Raw genomic sequence first — 14,595 nt, 5'->3', positions numbered from 1 at the left:
TCGGTCGTCACAAACTGATCCTCAACACCCTTCGTCTATCTCCACCACCCAGGGCCGTTAGGACTTACTCGTCTAGGACCGGGATCTGGATGCGTGGCCTGATGACGATGCGGTGCATGGCGGAACATGCTACCGAGGCACGTCCGGCCGGATGGCGTAGTCCAGTCCGGCTGCGGCGTTGGAGACCACCAGATCGTCGGCACGATCGGTGCACGGATCTTCCGCTGACAAGGCGCGGCGATCGTGAGCGTGCTGCCCGATCGACCGATGCGGCTGCGGGAGCAGTGCTGGCGCCAACCAAACACTGGCCGGCAGCCCGCAGTTCCGCCCCGGCTGACTCGATCGGCCGCGACCCGCGGGACCGGTGGTACGGGGGTCTGCTCATCGCGATCGCGACATCGATCGCGGCGAGCATCTTCTTGTGCGGACTACGACAGGCACTCGGCGGCTGGTACGTGCCCCACGAACCCACCAACTGAGTGCCTCAGCCCAGCCCATGATCACCATCCGTTGGGCTACGGGGTGCTGAACTTTTGGATCGTAGGGATCAGCCGCGGCCGGCGACCTCTACGAGAGTCTCCGGAGCGAGGGGTTTTCCGTTGACGTCGAGTGGCGTCACCGGAACTGCCCGATCGGTCGATCGGATCACCGACGTCGAGACGAGGAACACTCCGGAGTGAACCCGGGCGCGCACAGGTGTAGGCGACCCGACCGCGACGGCCGTCGCGCCAGCAAGGGACAACTGGCCCACCAGCCCATTGAGGACCTCGCTCACGCTGGACTGGTCGCCGCCACTGCCTGCTCCGACGGCTGCCTGGTGCCGACCGGACAGCATGCTCTCGACATACCAGCCGGACGGCCCGGTCCAGAGCCGTAACGTGTGCTCGTCGTCGAGCGAGACCGTGTCGACCAGGACATAGCCAGCTGGTGGTCGCCAGTCGCGTTCAGGTACAGCAGGGTTCGGGGCGACGCTGATGACCGCCGCGACGGCCAGGCAGACGGCCGCCAGCCCGATCAGGCTACGCATGTTCGAGCGGAATCCGGCGATGCCCATGATGCGATGCTCGCAGCAATCGGGGTCAGTCGGAGTGTCGGATCTTTCGCATGAGCATCGCCCACACTCCGTATCCGGAACCGACGTTGCCGGTGATCGTGCCAGCGGCCGAGCCCATAAACAGGGCGTTCGCGCAGTCCGGGCAGACTCGCCGACCGGTGATGGTCTTCTCGAACGGCTTGCTCACGCGCCGACCACAGTCAGGGCAATCCCTGCCAGACAATCCCATTCACGCCTCCTCCAACAGGTGCTCGAGAGGATATCTCTGCGTCTTCATCGTCGAGGTCGCCGACGAGCAGCAAACCGCTGTAACTGCCACGGTGTATTCAGGCAGGATCATCGGCCGTGACACTCGTCCTGCCGCCGCGCCTGACAGCCTCGGCTCAGAGCTTGCGCGATGCCGCTCATCGACGCGGACTACGCACCGTCCAGCTCGGCTCTTTCGAAGTACCCGCCGGGTTGCGTGCTGATCACCTTCACGCGGGACCGAGCTTCGCCGACGTCGTCGCACCGCTGCTCGGGATCGCGCCCCTGGAGGCTGAACCTGGCTGGCTGACTAGCCTTCCTCGTGAACTCACCGGCCGCGAGATCACCTTGGTCGCCATTGGCGAGGCCTACGAGCTCTGTCGACCGGCGTTCATCAAGTCGCCCAACGACAAGAACATCCCGGCGATGATCTACACCGATGGTTCCCGCCTGCCCGGCCCGGATGCTGTCGACCGGCGGACTCCAGTGCTCGTCAGCGACATCGTCGACTTCACCGCCGAGTACCGGCTACACGTGCTCGACGCTGGTGTCTACGCAGGCAGCCAGTACGCCGCGCACGGCCGGTTGCACCTCGGCCCTGCGTCGACCGAGGCGCTAGCCTTCGGCACCGATCTCATCGCCGGGTATGGGCACACGTTGCCCTCCGCCATCGTCGTAGACGTAGGACTGGTCGACGGCCACTGGGCCGTGATCGAGGCGAATGCCGCATGGGCCAGCGGCGCCTACGTAGCGGATCCAGACCTGGTCCTCGATGTCGTCCTCCGAGCGGCCAGCCCAATGGCTTCGGTCTCCGCCCGCGACAGACAGTTCATCCGACGGCCTCAGCCGGCCAGCGGGCTTTAAGCCAGCAGGTCCATGCCGGTGTACTGATCTGCCGAGTTGAGGATGTTTGCGCGGAGCGTTCGTCGCGTCGTGCTGGGTTGACGGTCGTGTGGGGCATGTGGCCCGGGCGGCCGAGCCCATGCCCCACGATGAACGGTCTACCGGAAGTCGGCCGCGTGGTCGGTGGCCCATTGCGCGAATGTCCGCGCGGGTCGGCCGGTCAGGCGCGGGACGATGTCGGCCCACTCCTGGTTCGTCGGGGCGGGATCACGCGCGGATTGCGCCCACATGGTGAAGATCCAGTCGACGAACGTCTCTGGATAGCCGTTGCTGATCCACTCGGCCCGGGCCTCGGCCGGATCGAGTTCGTCGAACCGCACCGTGGCACCGATCGCCGTGCCGATCGCGTCGACCTGCGCGACGGTGGTGAGCGCCTCGGGGCCGGCGAAGGTGTAGGTCCGGCCGGCGTGGCCGTCCTCGACGAGCACCCTCGCGGCGACCGCGGCGATGTCCGCCTCATGGGTGGGTTGGGTGACCGCAGCCCCATACGGCCGGCGGACCACACGACCTTCCTTGATGGTCGGGGCCCAGTCCAGCCAGTTCGCGGCGAACTCCCCGGGCCGGACGTGCGTCCACTCCAGACCGGAGTCCTCGACCGCACGCTCGACCGCCAGGTACCCGTCCTCGCTGTCGTCGGTGTCGGCCAGCGCCCCGGACAGCACGACGATGCGCCGCACGCCGGCCCACTTCGCAGCAGCAACAACATCACGCGCCGACCGTCCGACCGGAAACAGGTACATCCGCTCCACACCGTTCAACGACGGCTCCAGGGACGGCGGGTCCGTCAGATCGCCGCCGACGACCTCCACCCCGTCCGGAAGACCCGCCGCCGACGGCGTCCGCGTCAGTGCGCGGACCCGATGACCGGTCCTCACCAGTTCGGCGACGACGTGTCGGCCCACCATGCCGGTGGCACCCGTGACCAGAATCGTCATCGCGGCACCTCTACCCGGAAGTCGGCGGCATGGTCGTTGGCCCACTGGGCGAACGTGCGCGGTGGTCGCCCCGTCACCTGCAGATAGCTGTCCGTTGGCGGTAGCGCACCCGTCCCGTCGACCGCGTCGGCGAGCAGCGCGATCATCCAGTCGACGGTCTCCTCGTCGAAGCCGTCGCGCAGCCACTGCCTGCACGCCTCGGTCGGATCGAGCTCCTCGAACCGCACCTGCACGCCGATGGCGGCACCGATCGCGGTGACCTGCTCCGCCTGCGAGACCTTCACCGGGCCGGTGACGGTGTACACGCGACCGACATGGTCGTCGGTCAGCAACGCCGCGACCGCCACATCGGCGACGTCGGCCTCGTGGACCACCGGGTAGCCAGCGGCCGCGTACGGCCCGCGCACCACCCGTCCGGCCCGAATTTGGTCGGCCCACTGCAGCGCATTGGCGGCCAACAGGCCCGGCCGCACATGGGTCCACTCAGCGCCGGAGGCCTCCACCAGCAGTTCCAGCCCGCGGTGCGCTTCCCGCTCTTCGGTCAGGTGCCGCCCGAGGGCGCCGTTGCCTCCGGTTCCGGGTGCGAACCCGGCCGCCGCCGCGGAGTGCACGACGAACCGGGTGACGCCGGCCTTGACCGCCTCATCGACGAACCCATGGTCGGTCGCGGCGTACACGAAGGGGAACAGGTACACCGACTGCACTCCGTCCAGCGCCGCCGGCCAGGTGTCGGGACGTTCGAAGTCTCCCTGGACCACCTCGGCCCCATCCGGCAGCCGACCGGGGTGCGGCTGGCGGGTCATCGCCCGCACCGGTCGCCCAGCCCGGACCAGTTGGGCCACCACCTGGCGACCCACATTGCCGGTCGCTCCGGTTACTAGGATTGTCACGTTGCTCCTTCTCGAATACCTGGAGTGGGCAATAGACCGCCGCCGCGAATCCACGGCCAATGGCGCGGCGGCGGTCACCACGCAGGCTAGGCGGAGATCTCAAAAGTCGCACATCGTACATATGTACGACATGTGCGGCCCCCGCAGTCCGGTTGTGTCGGTGTTCCGGATGGCGCGGGTACCCGTACGCACGGCGTTGCTCCGCCGGTGCCCTGCGCGCCGCCAGGCTCGACGCCGCCCGGCTGCTTCACCTCGAGGCCCGGGGATGAGATAGCCCGCGGGCCAGGAACACCTGACCGTGCGACACCCGGCCCGGCTCAAGCCCAGTGAGTATCCGGATCTGCCGCTGACAAGGCGCGGGGACGGTGGGCGTGGCTCCCCGCCGTCTGGGCCGCCATGGAGGTCGTGTACCCAGGTGACGGTGCTGTGTCGGGACGTGGCTGCCCACCTCGTTGCGTTCCGTGATGCGAAGTGATCCAGGGCCTGACGGTCAGTCGCCGCCCATGCGGGAAGCTGCGCTAACCACGCCGTCCTGCATGGCCTCGGTCAGGATTGGACGGTGGTGCACGTAGTGGCCCGCGATCTCGTTGCAGGCGGCGGTATAGGGCTCGCTAATCTGCAGGGCGGCGTGCCAGCGTTGCCATCAGTTGATGTCAGAGCGCTGCGCGAACGGGTCACACTGTGCGCGCAGCGGGCGGAAGAACGCTCGCAGCTCCTCGGCGAGCAGCCGCGGCTCCTCGATAGCCGGGAAATGTCCGCCGCGCGGCAGCTCGGTCCAGCGTTCGACCTGGTAGAAACGCTCGGCCAGCTCACGCGGCGGCTTAGGCAGCGGTACGAACTCGTTGGGGAAGAGCGCGAACCCGGCCGGCACCGGGATTCGCTCGGTCACCGGCGTGGGTTGCCGGCGGTGCTCGTAGTACATCCGGATCGATGGCGTAATGGTGCCCGTGGCCCAGTAGAGCGTGAGCGTCGCGAGGAGGTGTTCACGGCCGATCCGTGCGTCGACGTCGCCGTGACTGTCCGACCAGTCGCGGTACTTCTCGACGATCCAGCCGGCCAGCCCGGCAGGGGAGTCGGTCAACCCGTACCCCAAGGTTTGGGGTTTCGTCGCGTGTTGATGTGCATAAGCGCCCTCGGCGGCTTGCCACTCGTCCATCCAGGCGAGGTACCGCTGCTCCGCGTCGCTCCACGGCTGCTGCGGCCGCGGCATCGCCGTGGCGCTCAGGAGGATGCCGGTGACACTCCTCGGATGCAACTTGGCGAGCTGTGTGGTGACGCCCGCGCCGAGGTCGCTGCCGTGGGCGGCGAACGTGCGGTAGCCGAGGCCCTCGGTCATCAGCCGATGCCAGCGGTCCGCGACGACGGCGTTGACCACGCCCGGGGACACTGGCCAGTCGGAGAACCCGAACCCTGGCAGCGACGGCACCACCACGTCGAAGGCGTCGGCCGGGTCGTCGGGCTCGGTGAGCAGTGGGATGAGGTCGCGGTATTCCAGGAAACTGCCGGGCCAGCCGTGGGTGAGCACGATAGGTAGCGGGTCCGGCCCCCGGCCGTGGGCGTGGACGAAATGCGTACCCTCGAACCGGTAGTGCGGCAGCTCGTTGAGCGTCTTCTCGAAGGCCGGCCAATCGAAATCCTGCCACTGGCTCAGCAGCTCGCGCAGGTAACCCGGCTCGGTGCCGGACTCCCATCCTGGCTCCAGCGGTGCCTGCGGCCAGCGCGTGCGGCCGATGCGCTCACGCAGGTCAACAAGCACTTCGGGCTCGACGGAGATGCGATACGGCTCGATCGTCGACACCTGCGAACGATAGCCGATGCACGGCAGGCCGCCCGGTGGCATCGTTGCGAGCTGCTCCAGCATCGCTCGTGTGCCCCCCCCCATTCACGGGGGACCGATCGTCACAGTGACAGACCTGCTATGCATCGATGTCCGGTCGCGTAGTCCCGATGAATTGGCGGGCGAGGTGTGTGCCACCTTGGCGCTTCCTCCCGGCGCCTGGCACGCCACCTGGCTCGCCATCATCCCCACGCTGGTCATACCGCCGAAGATCGCCGGGTCGTCCTGGCGACCCGCGCGGTTCTAGCAGCAGGCCGGCACCTGGCGCCGCGAGGTGCGCACGCACGGCCGTGCGTGGCCGTCAGGTGGGCAGCTTCCGTATCTTCTCCAGGCCAGCACGCAGATCACGGCGCGCCGCTGGCTTCACCGCGAGCTGGAACCGCAGCCAACCATCGGAATCGAGTATGTCCACATCGCCGGCAGCGTCCTGGGTGAATTGCAGGGCCAGTTCGTTGTCGGACAGCGCCCACCCCCGAAGGCCAGCCGCCGCCACAGCGTGAGCGGGCTCGAAGCACACGACGTTGGGCTCATCGTCATCAGGATCTTGCTGGATGACGATCCCGCGTCCGGTGCCATCAGGGTGCTCGGCAACCCAAACCGAGAAGATGCCGTCGACCAGGCCGGAATCAGCCATCCGGAGAGTGTCCGGCGGGCCGTCCGCGCACCACCGGCAGTCGGTCGGCTCCGGCTGCGGCGGTACGGGTACCGCCCAGATCGCGTCGTCAAGCACGAACCGGCCCTGCCAGTCGCCCTCGCTGTCCATCCACGTCTGAAGGATTCGTCGGCGTGGCCCTCGGTGTATCTGGTAAACCAGCCCGTCGACATTCACATCACCGCAGTACGTTGCAGCGCCATGCCCCGAGTCGGTGTCCAGCGGTGTGACCGTGTAGCCGTCACGGCCCGCGAGGAACGCCCAGTGCTCGACCGCTTCGCGGCGGCCCCGCTCGCCCGCCGCCGGCGCGCCGGACCGTGCGCCGAACAGCAGGGTAGACGGGTCTCGCAGACGACTCAGCTCCGTCAGCTGCTCATACGTCGGCACACCCCGAATCGTAAACGGCGATCCCCGATCCCTTCGAGGCCGCACCCACCACGGTTGCGGGTCAATGAAACAAGTAGCCGATGACAGGATGCCGGAGCCGGCGTAGCACCGAACCACACCGGCGACGCAGTCCTACGTTCACCCATCGACCGAGCGACCTGTGGGGCGATGCCTTACAGCAGCTTCGCCAGTCTGGGCACCCTCATCGCCCGGTCACGCTGCCCGTGGCCAGAGGCCGGCCCTCCCGAGGGCCGGCCTCTGCGCGTCACGCAGCCGCTCGGCTGATCGCGGCGCTGCCCAGCCCGTTCAACGTGGTCAGGTCGGCCGCCCCCAGGTACGAGTCCGACATCATGACCACCACCACGTAGTGGCCAACCGCGGCGGCGACGTAGCCGACGTAGTGGTCGCCCTCGTCGTAGGTGCCGAGGAACAGCACCGTGTCCGGTCCGAGGCGGTCCTCGGCGACCGGGTCGAAGCCCTCCTCGTCGCCGCCCGCCCCGCACCGGGCGAGCTGCGCCTTCAGCTCGGTGATGTACGCGTGTGCCCCGTCGCCGCGGTACCGGGCGACGTTCTCGTAGATCCGAAATCGGGTACCGAGATCAGCCGCCGCAGTGCGGCTCACGACCGGCTGCGGCACTGGCGTGTCCGCGCACGGCTGGGGTAGCAGCGACCACACCAGCCCGTCCTCCACCGGCCCCGGCACGGCCCCGCCGAGATCGTCCGGCTGCAACATGACCCGGTCAGGGATCCCCCGTGGCCGCTGCTGCGCCGCCGCCGGCCCGCTCGCCGACACCAGACCCAGGATCACGGCCGTCACCACAATCAGTGTCCTTCGCATGCGAACCATCCTCTCCATCACCGACTATTGATGGAGGAGCAGGCATACCCAGCTTCCCCTGAGTGCACGTACTCTCGACCGGAGTGCGAACTCGGTGCCGGGCCGTAGAAGTTCATCGGTCTGACGGTGCACCGGGGGCGCCCACGCGTGCGGTGTCGCTCCTTGCCTCCGCGTCGGCCCTCGGCCCTGGCCTGGGCGCCACGCTTGGGCCCAACGCTTACCGCGCCGCAGCCGCTCATGCCGACCAGAGGTCGCTGTTGGGCGACCGCTTGCCGCCGGAACCTCGGTGCCTGAACACTTCCCCGCCTGATCGGCAATGACAGGTTGAAGCGCGGACTTAGCCGAGGAGGGCCATGGCTTCGGATGCGGATTTGATAGGCCGGTCACTGGATGGCGATGTCGACGCCTTCGTGGAGGTGGTCGAGCGTCATGAGGCCGCCGTCGGTGCGTACCTCGTTCGTCGGGCGGGGCGGGATGCGGCCGAGGACCTCCTGGGCGAGGTTTGGGTTGCGGCGTTCGAGTCGCGGCGGTTGTACGACCGGTCGTACAACGATGCGCGGCCGTGGCTGTACGGGGTGGCATTGAATCGCTTGCGACGCCACTGGCGGTCCCGGCCGGCCGAGGACCTGGTCGCGGACGTGCCGGACGTGGGGACTGGATGGGATCCGTGGTCGGCGGTGGACCTCGGCGTGGACGCCCGGGCGGTGCTCCGGTCGGCCCTGACGCGGCTCAAACCCGAAGAGCGGGAGGTCCTGAGGCTCGTCGCCTGGGAGGACCTGACCGCAGCCGACGCCGCGCGGGCACTCGGCATACCGGCCGGCACCGCGCGGCGGCTGCTGAGCCAGGCCAGGACGGCATTGCGCGACGCGCCGGGGGTGTCCGCGCTTCTGAAGGACCGCAACAGCACGAAGGAGAGACACCGATGACCGACGAGCTCGATCTGGTCGGTGCGTTGGGCAGCGCAGAACCACTGCGCCCGGAGGCGTATCAGCGGGCGCGGGCGGTGCTGCGGGCGGCTATGGCCGACGCCGGAACCGTGCGGCTGCTGGGCGCGACGTCAGCGGAGGACACGACTGTGGAGGCGACTTCAACCATGGAAACGACGACAACCACGCGGGACCACGAATCCAGTCCGGCGATTCAGCGCCGCCGCCGGATCGGTATCGCGGGCCGATTGGGCATCGGCGCCGGGGTGGGGGTTGCCGCCGCGGCCGCAGTCGTCGCTGTGCTGCTCAACTCGCCAGCGACCGGGGGCACGCAGGCCGGCAAGGATTCGTCGGCCGCCGCCTCGGGCTCGACCACCGTCGAGGAGTCCGCCGAGCCCGCGCCGCTGATGACCCTGGCCGGATCCATCAAGACGGTCACCCCGCCGGCGGGCGACGCGTGGCTGGTGAAGGCGACGCAGGTCCACGGCACCAAGACCATGCAGGTCGTCTACACGCTGTACACCGACGGTCACGCGATCTACACGGGCAACAGCGTGCGGGACATCAAGCGTGCGATCGCCCGTCACCAGGACCAGATGACGGACGGCGGCTACGCTCCGCTCCTCGAGGCAGCCGTCGCCGCGGCGGACAGCAGCCCCGCCGACGGCCGGACCCAGATGCTCAAGGCAGCCAAGGAGCCGCTGGTGGGCCTCGATCCCGCAGCGCAGAAGGCGGTGTGGGACAAGCAGCAGGCGGCCGCCCAGGTGATTATCAAGCAGAAGGGCGGCAACGCCGAGCCGAAGCCGTACAGCCCTCAGGCCGTTCAGCAGCACTTGGACAACGCCCTGTGGACGTACAGCACCCAAGCGCTCTCCGCTGGCGACGGCAACACGCAGGTCCGGGCCGGTGTGCTGCGTCTGCTGTCCACCATCTCCGCGGTCAGCGTCATGAACTCGACCACCCACGGCAAGGCCACGCTGACGATCACCGCCGGCCCCGAGATGTTCGGCGGCGGGGGCAGCGAGGTGCTGACCATCGACGCCAAGACCGGCATGCTGGTCAAGGACGTCTCCATCGTGCCGGGCACCCCCCAGGCATCCACGACGTACGAATCCTCCCGCGTGACGAAGGCCGACCTGTAGCCCAGGAACTCCCACCCACCAGCATTCCGGCAGACAACGGTGCGGGCCGCCCAGAGGCGGCCCGCACCGTTGTTTTGCTGTTCGCACGGGCGTGCCCGACTGCGATGATCGACGCGTGACGCACCTCTCGGACCTGGCGCCCTATGAGGTGCGGGTGCTTGCGAACCAGATCGTGGCCGCGGCGGTCAGGGACTCGTTGACCACGTTGCCGGCAGGATCCAGGCGGGGTTGGACGGGCACTGCGGATGATCTCCGTGCGTTCCTCAAGACGGGCCTGCGGGTTGCGATCCGCGCGTTTGCAGCTCGGTGGTTGATCCGGTTCGGGAGCCCGCTCACGGTGAGCGGGCCCCCCGGAGCCGGAGGGTGCTGTTGTTTGTCGGGTGAGGGTATCGAGCTGTCGACCGTTCGTAGGAGAGCAACCATGCCGACCCGGCACAGCCGCCATGGCCTGACGTTAAGTCCGAACTACCGGATGGTCGTCCTCCGCGACGTCTACTGCGACGCCGCCGTGGGCTCAGCGACCGCTATCAGCGAGGCCATCAAGAATGTGGCAGCGAGCACCGGATACGAGATCTACATCGTCGCGACCCAAGACCTCATAAAAGTACAAGCCGACGTGGAGATTTGGGACGAGGCTCCCGATGACGACCTGAGCGCGTCCGGGTGGACGGGGCCCCTGACGTTCGACCTGGACTGTCCTACCGGCAATCTGCAGGTTGGCGACATATTCGGCACGGTCATTTCTGGCATTGACCCGCCAAGGGGGCACGGCCGGTATACGGTCGCGCTTTTTCATCGCGGGCGTGAGCAGGCAGACGGGGCATTCCACGAGATTCTGAAGGTGATGGGCACTGACGGCGACGATGAGCGCATCGACGATCTGCAACGACAGCACTCCGGAATCGAGCAGTACCTGATGCGGATCTGGTGGCAGACCGACCTGCCACCAGACGAAGACGATGAAGACCTGTGACGACGCGTGAATCGCTCGTCTGGGTGACCAACTAGGTGACGACTGGTCGAGCGAATCGCCAACCCGAAGGGGTACGGCTCGTCGTGCTCGTGTGGCGGCCACCTGCGCCCAGCCGGGCGAGGACGGCGATCGGCCCTGGCCTGCGACAGCGCGAGGCCGCAGGTCAGGGCCGTTGCGGATGATGCGCCGTCAGGCCGGCACGTGACCTGCCGTCCAGCACGCCGAGTGGCTGTGGCAGGCGACGTACGCCGCGAGTGCGTCGTGTAGTGCGGCCCGGCGGGTTGTCGAGAGCCCGGCGGCGATGTTGTTGAGTTGGTGGGGGTCGACGGTCCGGTCGTAGTACTCCCGTTCGCCGTTCGAGTACTCGACGTAGGTGTAGGTCGCCGTCCGCAGGGCCTCGTAGGTGACCGGGCTGCCGTTGCGCCGGTCCTGGGCGTCGGGGTCGTCGGCCGCCTGGTTGGGGCCGTGGTGCTCGATCAACGCCCCGGTACGCCAGTTCGGTGCCGCCTCGCCCTGGGCGAGGGGAAGCAGGTTGCGCCCGTCGACGTGCGTGCCGACGTCTGCCGCCCCGATGCGCTGGAAGGTTGGCGCCAGGTCGATGTTCTGCACGACCTCGGCACGTTGCGATCCGGGGACGACGCCCAGTCCGGCGACGACGAGGGGGACCCGCACGTCGGTGTCGAAGGCGGTTTGCTTGCCTCCGGTCAGCCGGTACTCGCCCATGTGGAAGCCGTTGTCGGAGCTGAACACCACGTAGGTGTTGTCGGCGATGCCGCTCGTGGTGAGTTGGGTACGCAGGTTGCCGATCAGTCGGTCGACGGCCTGCACGGACTGGGCACGCTTGCGGAAGTTCGTGTCCAGGGTGCTCTTTTCCTGGGTGGTCAACGGCGCGTTGCCGGCCAGCCAGGACGGCGGGTTGGTGGGCAGCTGGTCGTACGCCGGCGTGCGCGGGGCGGTGAGGCCGGGGAAGTCGTCGAGGTCCTGGTTGGCCGGTGTGAACGGGCTGTGCGGGGCGAAGGTCGAGACCTCCAGCAGGAAGGGTGTGTTGGCGGCCGCCGAACGCTGGATGAAGTCCTTGCCCTTGCGGGACAGCACGTTTGTCAGATAGTCGGCCGGTTGGCTGCCGTAGTGGACAACTGTGTGGTTCTCGTTGAGGTCGTAGTTGTACTCGGAGTATCCGTTGCCCGCCACGTACCACTCCGACCAGCCGGGTGGGACGTACGGCAGCGCGCCTCCCTGGGTGTCCGCCGGCAGGTAGCCGTTGAGGTACTTGCCCAGGAAGCCGGTTCGGTAGCCCTTGGCCTGCAAGGCGGTCGCGAAGGTGCGGTTCTCGTTGCCCCGGCCCTTGAAGACCGCGAACCCGCCATCGTCTCCACCGTTTGTGAACACGCCGGTGTCGTGCGGGAACTGCCCGGTGAGGATCGACGAGCGGGAGGGGCAGCACAGCGAGTCGGTCACCGTGTAGTTGGTGAAGGTCGCTCCTTCACTCTGTAGTCGCTGCACCTGCGGCAGGTATTGCACCAGGTTCCAGGCGAGGTCGTCGACGAGAACGAAAATGATGTTGGGTGCGGTGGCGGCGGGCGCCGGAGCGGGCTCCGCGCCGCGTGCCGGTGTCCAGGCCGCGAGCAGGGTCAGCGCGGCCACGAGGGTGGCGGCGAGGAGGCGTCGGTGTGTGATAGCCATGCCGCCAAGCCTGGCCAAAATTTGTCAGCGTCTATTCAACAAGTGGTGATGATCCGATCAACGCGCCGTTGGCTCCACCGCCCGGCTCGCGGGCCCGACGAGCGGCAGTCCGGAAGGCGACGGATACTCACCTGATGACTGGACCGGATCTCGACCCCGAACAGTATCCGCCTATCGACCCGCGTGAACCGGTGCCCGACGACGCGGGCGACCTTCTGCCCGGCGCGCCGGACGAACTGCCCGAAGCCCCGGCCGAACCGATGCCGGACGACGGTGGCAACGCCGGCGGCGTGCGCGAGCCGGCATAGATCCGGTCTGGCCGACCTCGTCGACGATGGCGAGGTCCAGCACGGCTTAGAAGGTGATCTTCGCGGCGCTGCTCGGCAGGCCGGCGGAGGAGCCGATGAAGAGGTGGTCGGCGTCCTCGGCCGGTAGGTGCATCGAGTGGGTCACCCGACCGGTCAGGTCGACCACGAGCAGGCGGTCGTACTCGTCATCACCCGGTCCGAGGACCGGGGCGGGCTGGTCCGGTGCCGGTATCCCGCCCGCGTCGTGGAAGACGCGGATCAGCAGGTGCTGCTCGTCCGTCCAGCCGATCAGGCCGCCGGCAAGGGGCACCCTGAAGCTGTGCTGGAGCGCCCCGGTGACCGGATCGACCACCGTGACGGAAGTCTGCCGCACCCCGTCGGAGTACGGCGCCAGCGCCAGTTGCCCGCCGTCCGGGAAGAAGCTGACCTCGTCCAGCCGGCCGCCGCTGGCGGGAACGGTGCGCACCACTCTGCCAGCCAGGTCGTAGATGCGGATCCCGGCCACCGTGGGCTCGTCGACAGACGTGGAGAGCGTCAGCGCGAGCCCGTTGCTGTCCGGCGTCCAGATCAGGCCGGTGGCCTGGTCGTTCTGCGCGGCCAGGTCGGGCAGTGGGACGAACGTTGTCGTGAGCGTCTCCGGATCCACAAGCACGAAGCCGGGCGTACCCGTGCGCGGCAGGTGGGTGAAGAGGATGCGCTGCCCGTCCGGCGACCAGCGCCCGTCGTTCGAATAGCCGGGGAAGCGGGCGTCGCTGGTGCTGCCGGAGCCGGCGATCCACCGTACGTTCCCGCTGGCCCGGTCCAGTACGCCCACCCGGTTTGGATAGCGTGGACTGTTGTCACCCGTCGCGACCAACACCTGGCTGCCGTCCGGGGACGGCATGGCATAGCGGTACGGCAGCCGGTCGTACCGGCCGGTCTTCGCGTTCAGCAGGAGCGAGTACAGAAAGTGCGGGCTCGGATCATCGATTTTCGGATCGCGGATGCCGCTGTACGCGGTCACCACGAGTGGCCTCAGCCCGCTACCGGCGAACTGGTCGCCGGCCGTACCGCTGAGCGGGGCGATGACGGCGACCACGCCGATCAGCGCGGCGCAGATCGCCGCCGCGAAGCCACCGCCGACGGCCAGCCGGGTGACCCGTTGCCGGCGGGCGCTGACCAGTGCGGCCTGGGCCAGCCCGACCGGCGCGGGCGCGGTCTCGGCCAGTTCCTCGAATGCGGTCCGGAGCGCGCTGGTGAGGTGCGGGTTCATCGGTCTGCCGCCTCCTTCGTGGTGAGGATGTCGAGCCTGGGGCAGAGTTCGCGCAGCCGGGTGAGAGCCCGTGCGGCCTGGCTGCGTACCGTGGATTGGGTGCAGCCCAGAATCTCCGCGATCTCGCCGTCCGGTCGGTCTTCGAAGTAGCGCAGCACGAGCACCGCCCGGTGTTTGGGCGCGAGCTGCGCCAACGCCTGTCTGAGCGCCAGGTTGAGGTCGACGGTGGCGGTGGCGTCGGCCGTCGTCGCGACCTCGGGCACCTGTTCGGCGCTCACCTCGCGCCCCCGCCGGAGGCTGCGCCACCAACTCGTCTGCTGTCGGTACAGCGCGGTACGCAGGTACGCCTCGGGGTTTCCGGTGCGGATCCGCCCCCAGTGTCGGGCGCCCTTGGTCAGTACGGTCTGGAGCAGATCCTCGGCCTGCTGACGGTGCCCGGTCAGGGCGAGCGCGGTCCGGAACAGTGCGTGCGAGCGGGCCGCGACGAAATCGCTGAACTCCCGATCGAGGTCAGCGTTCATGGATGTGCCTATTCCTCATACCGATAACAACGCCGGGCCCGCGGTGGC

Annotated in this window: 15 protein-coding genes; 5 read left to right on the top strand and 10 right to left on the bottom strand. The window is 68.4% G+C overall.

What is annotated here, in order from left to right; all coding sequences use genetic code 11:
- Positions 1-547: 547 nt before the first annotated feature.
- A complete protein-coding gene (locus ACPXBU_RS34305; RefSeq protein WP_425761342.1) occupies positions 548-1,054 on the bottom strand; it encodes a hypothetical protein in 507 nt (168 codons plus the stop codon).
- Positions 1,055-1,079: 25 nt separating this feature from the next.
- Positions 1,080-1,241 carry a hypothetical protein gene (locus ACPXBU_RS34300; RefSeq protein ID WP_425696324.1) on the bottom strand — a complete coding sequence of 54 codons (162 nt, stop codon included), beginning with the start codon at positions 1,239-1,241 and terminating at the stop codon, positions 1,080-1,082.
- 158 nt (positions 1,242-1,399) lie between these two features.
- Between ACPXBU_RS34300 and ACPXBU_RS34295 the strand changes: the two genes are divergently transcribed.
- The gene (locus ACPXBU_RS34295) at positions 1,400-2,164 is read left to right on the top strand and encodes an ATP-grasp domain-containing protein (RefSeq protein ID WP_425761341.1); all 765 of its coding nucleotides are present in this window, start codon (positions 1,400-1,402) and stop codon (positions 2,162-2,164) included.
- A 137-nt stretch (positions 2,165-2,301) separates the two neighbouring features.
- Here the strand turns inward: ACPXBU_RS34295 and ACPXBU_RS34290 are convergent, their stop codons facing one another.
- The 5 genes from ACPXBU_RS34290 to ACPXBU_RS34270 all read right to left on the bottom strand — a co-directional run bounded on the left by ACPXBU_RS34290 (position 2,302) and on the right by ACPXBU_RS34270 (position 7,742).
- On the bottom strand, positions 2,302-3,138 hold the full coding sequence (locus ACPXBU_RS34290; protein ID WP_425761340.1) for an NAD(P)H-binding protein: 837 nt from the start codon (positions 3,136-3,138) through the stop codon (positions 2,302-2,304).
- Entirely contained in the window at positions 3,135-4,106 is a 972-nt protein-coding gene (locus ACPXBU_RS34285) for an NAD(P)H-binding protein (RefSeq protein WP_425761339.1), read from the bottom strand. The genes ACPXBU_RS34290 and ACPXBU_RS34285 overlap by 4 nt, the downstream gene beginning before the upstream one ends.
- Before the next feature lie 565 nt (positions 4,107-4,671).
- Complete coding sequence (locus tag ACPXBU_RS34280; RefSeq protein WP_425761338.1) at positions 4,672-5,889, bottom strand: epoxide hydrolase family protein; 1,218 nt, start codon at positions 5,887-5,889, stop codon at positions 4,672-4,674.
- A 277-nt stretch (positions 5,890-6,166) separates the two neighbouring features.
- On the bottom strand, positions 6,167-6,904 hold the full coding sequence (locus ACPXBU_RS34275; protein ID WP_425761337.1) for a hypothetical protein: 738 nt from the start codon (positions 6,902-6,904) through the stop codon (positions 6,167-6,169).
- Between the two features lie 265 nt (positions 6,905-7,169).
- Positions 7,170-7,742, bottom strand: coding sequence for a hypothetical protein (locus tag ACPXBU_RS34270; protein WP_425761336.1), 573 nt, complete (start codon positions 7,740-7,742; stop codon positions 7,170-7,172).
- A 353-nt stretch (positions 7,743-8,095) separates the two neighbouring features.
- Here ACPXBU_RS34270 and ACPXBU_RS34265 point away from each other — a divergent pair, with 353 nt between their 5' ends.
- The 3 genes from ACPXBU_RS34265 (at position 8,096) to ACPXBU_RS34255 (ending at position 10,783) form a co-directional block, all read left to right on the top strand.
- Positions 8,096-8,668, top strand: a complete 573-nt coding sequence (locus ACPXBU_RS34265) for an RNA polymerase sigma factor (RefSeq protein WP_425761335.1) — start codon at positions 8,096-8,098, stop codon at positions 8,666-8,668.
- Positions 8,665-9,810 carry a hypothetical protein gene (locus ACPXBU_RS34260; RefSeq protein WP_425761334.1) on the top strand — a complete coding sequence of 382 codons (1,146 nt, stop codon included), beginning with the start codon at positions 8,665-8,667 and terminating at the stop codon, positions 9,808-9,810. The genes ACPXBU_RS34265 and ACPXBU_RS34260 overlap by 4 nt, the downstream gene beginning before the upstream one ends.
- Before the next feature lie 421 nt (positions 9,811-10,231).
- Positions 10,232-10,783: a hypothetical protein gene (locus ACPXBU_RS34255; protein WP_425761333.1), complete on the top strand. Its 552-nt coding sequence runs from the start codon at positions 10,232-10,234 to the stop codon at positions 10,781-10,783.
- A 189-nt stretch (positions 10,784-10,972) separates the two neighbouring features.
- On the opposite strand, the gene ACPXBU_RS34250 is transcribed toward ACPXBU_RS34255, so the two are convergent.
- Positions 10,973-12,466 (bottom strand): sulfatase family protein, encoded by a 1,494-nt coding sequence (locus ACPXBU_RS34250; RefSeq protein ID WP_425761332.1) that lies wholly within the window; start codon positions 12,464-12,466, stop codon positions 10,973-10,975.
- A 134-nt stretch (positions 12,467-12,600) separates the two neighbouring features.
- Here ACPXBU_RS34250 and ACPXBU_RS34245 point away from each other — a divergent pair, with 134 nt between their 5' ends.
- Positions 12,601-12,774 carry a hypothetical protein gene (locus ACPXBU_RS34245; RefSeq protein WP_425761331.1) on the top strand — a complete coding sequence of 58 codons (174 nt, stop codon included), beginning with the start codon at positions 12,601-12,603 and terminating at the stop codon, positions 12,772-12,774.
- Between the two features lie 46 nt (positions 12,775-12,820).
- Here ACPXBU_RS34245 and ACPXBU_RS34240 read toward each other — a convergent pair whose 3' ends face one another.
- The gene (locus ACPXBU_RS34240) at positions 12,821-14,026 is read right to left on the bottom strand and encodes a hypothetical protein (protein WP_425761330.1); all 1,206 of its coding nucleotides are present in this window, start codon (positions 14,024-14,026) and stop codon (positions 12,821-12,823) included.
- Positions 14,023-14,547, bottom strand: a complete 525-nt coding sequence (locus ACPXBU_RS34235; RefSeq protein ID WP_425761329.1) for a SigE family RNA polymerase sigma factor — start codon at positions 14,545-14,547, stop codon at positions 14,023-14,025. The genes ACPXBU_RS34240 and ACPXBU_RS34235 overlap by 4 nt, the downstream gene beginning before the upstream one ends.
- Positions 14,548-14,595 lie beyond the last annotated feature (48 nt).

This window comes from Micromonospora sp. DT231 (genome assembly GCF_049847025.1).
GTDB lineage: Bacteria > Actinomycetota > Actinomycetes > Mycobacteriales > Micromonosporaceae > Micromonospora.
This window is presented reverse-complemented; position numbering and strand designations above follow the sequence as displayed.

Bases quoted from the DNA above. Each gene is read 5' to 3' on its own strand.
- ACPXBU_RS34305 (WP_425761342.1), bottom strand. From the start codon at position 1,054: ATGGGCATCGCCGGATTCCGCTCGAACATGCGTAGCCTGATCGGGCTG.
- ACPXBU_RS34260 (WP_425761334.1), top strand. From the start codon at position 8,665: ATGACCGACGAGCTCGATCTGGTCGGTGCGTTGGGCAGCGCAGAACCA.
- ACPXBU_RS34290 (WP_425761340.1), bottom strand. From the start codon at position 3,138: ATGACGATTCTGGTCACGGGTGCCACCGGCATGGTGGGCCGACACGTC.
- ACPXBU_RS34235 (WP_425761329.1), bottom strand. From the start codon at position 14,547: ATGAACGCTGACCTCGATCGGGAGTTCAGCGATTTCGTCGCGGCCCGC.
- ACPXBU_RS34255 (WP_425761333.1), top strand. From the start codon at position 10,232: ATGCCGACCCGGCACAGCCGCCATGGCCTGACGTTAAGTCCGAACTAC.
- ACPXBU_RS34270 (WP_425761336.1), bottom strand. From the start codon at position 7,742: ATGCGAAGGACACTGATTGTGGTGACGGCCGTGATCCTGGGTCTGGTG.
- ACPXBU_RS34240 (WP_425761330.1), bottom strand. From the start codon at position 14,026: ATGAACCCGCACCTCACCAGCGCGCTCCGGACCGCATTCGAGGAACTG.
- ACPXBU_RS34250 (WP_425761332.1), bottom strand. From the start codon at position 12,466: ATGGCTATCACACACCGACGCCTCCTCGCCGCCACCCTCGTGGCCGCG.
- ACPXBU_RS34245 (WP_425761331.1), top strand. From the start codon at position 12,601: ATGACTGGACCGGATCTCGACCCCGAACAGTATCCGCCTATCGACCCG.
- ACPXBU_RS34280 (WP_425761338.1), bottom strand. From the start codon at position 5,889: ATGCTGGAGCAGCTCGCAACGATGCCACCGGGCGGCCTGCCGTGCATC.
- ACPXBU_RS34265 (WP_425761335.1), top strand. From the start codon at position 8,096: ATGGCTTCGGATGCGGATTTGATAGGCCGGTCACTGGATGGCGATGTC.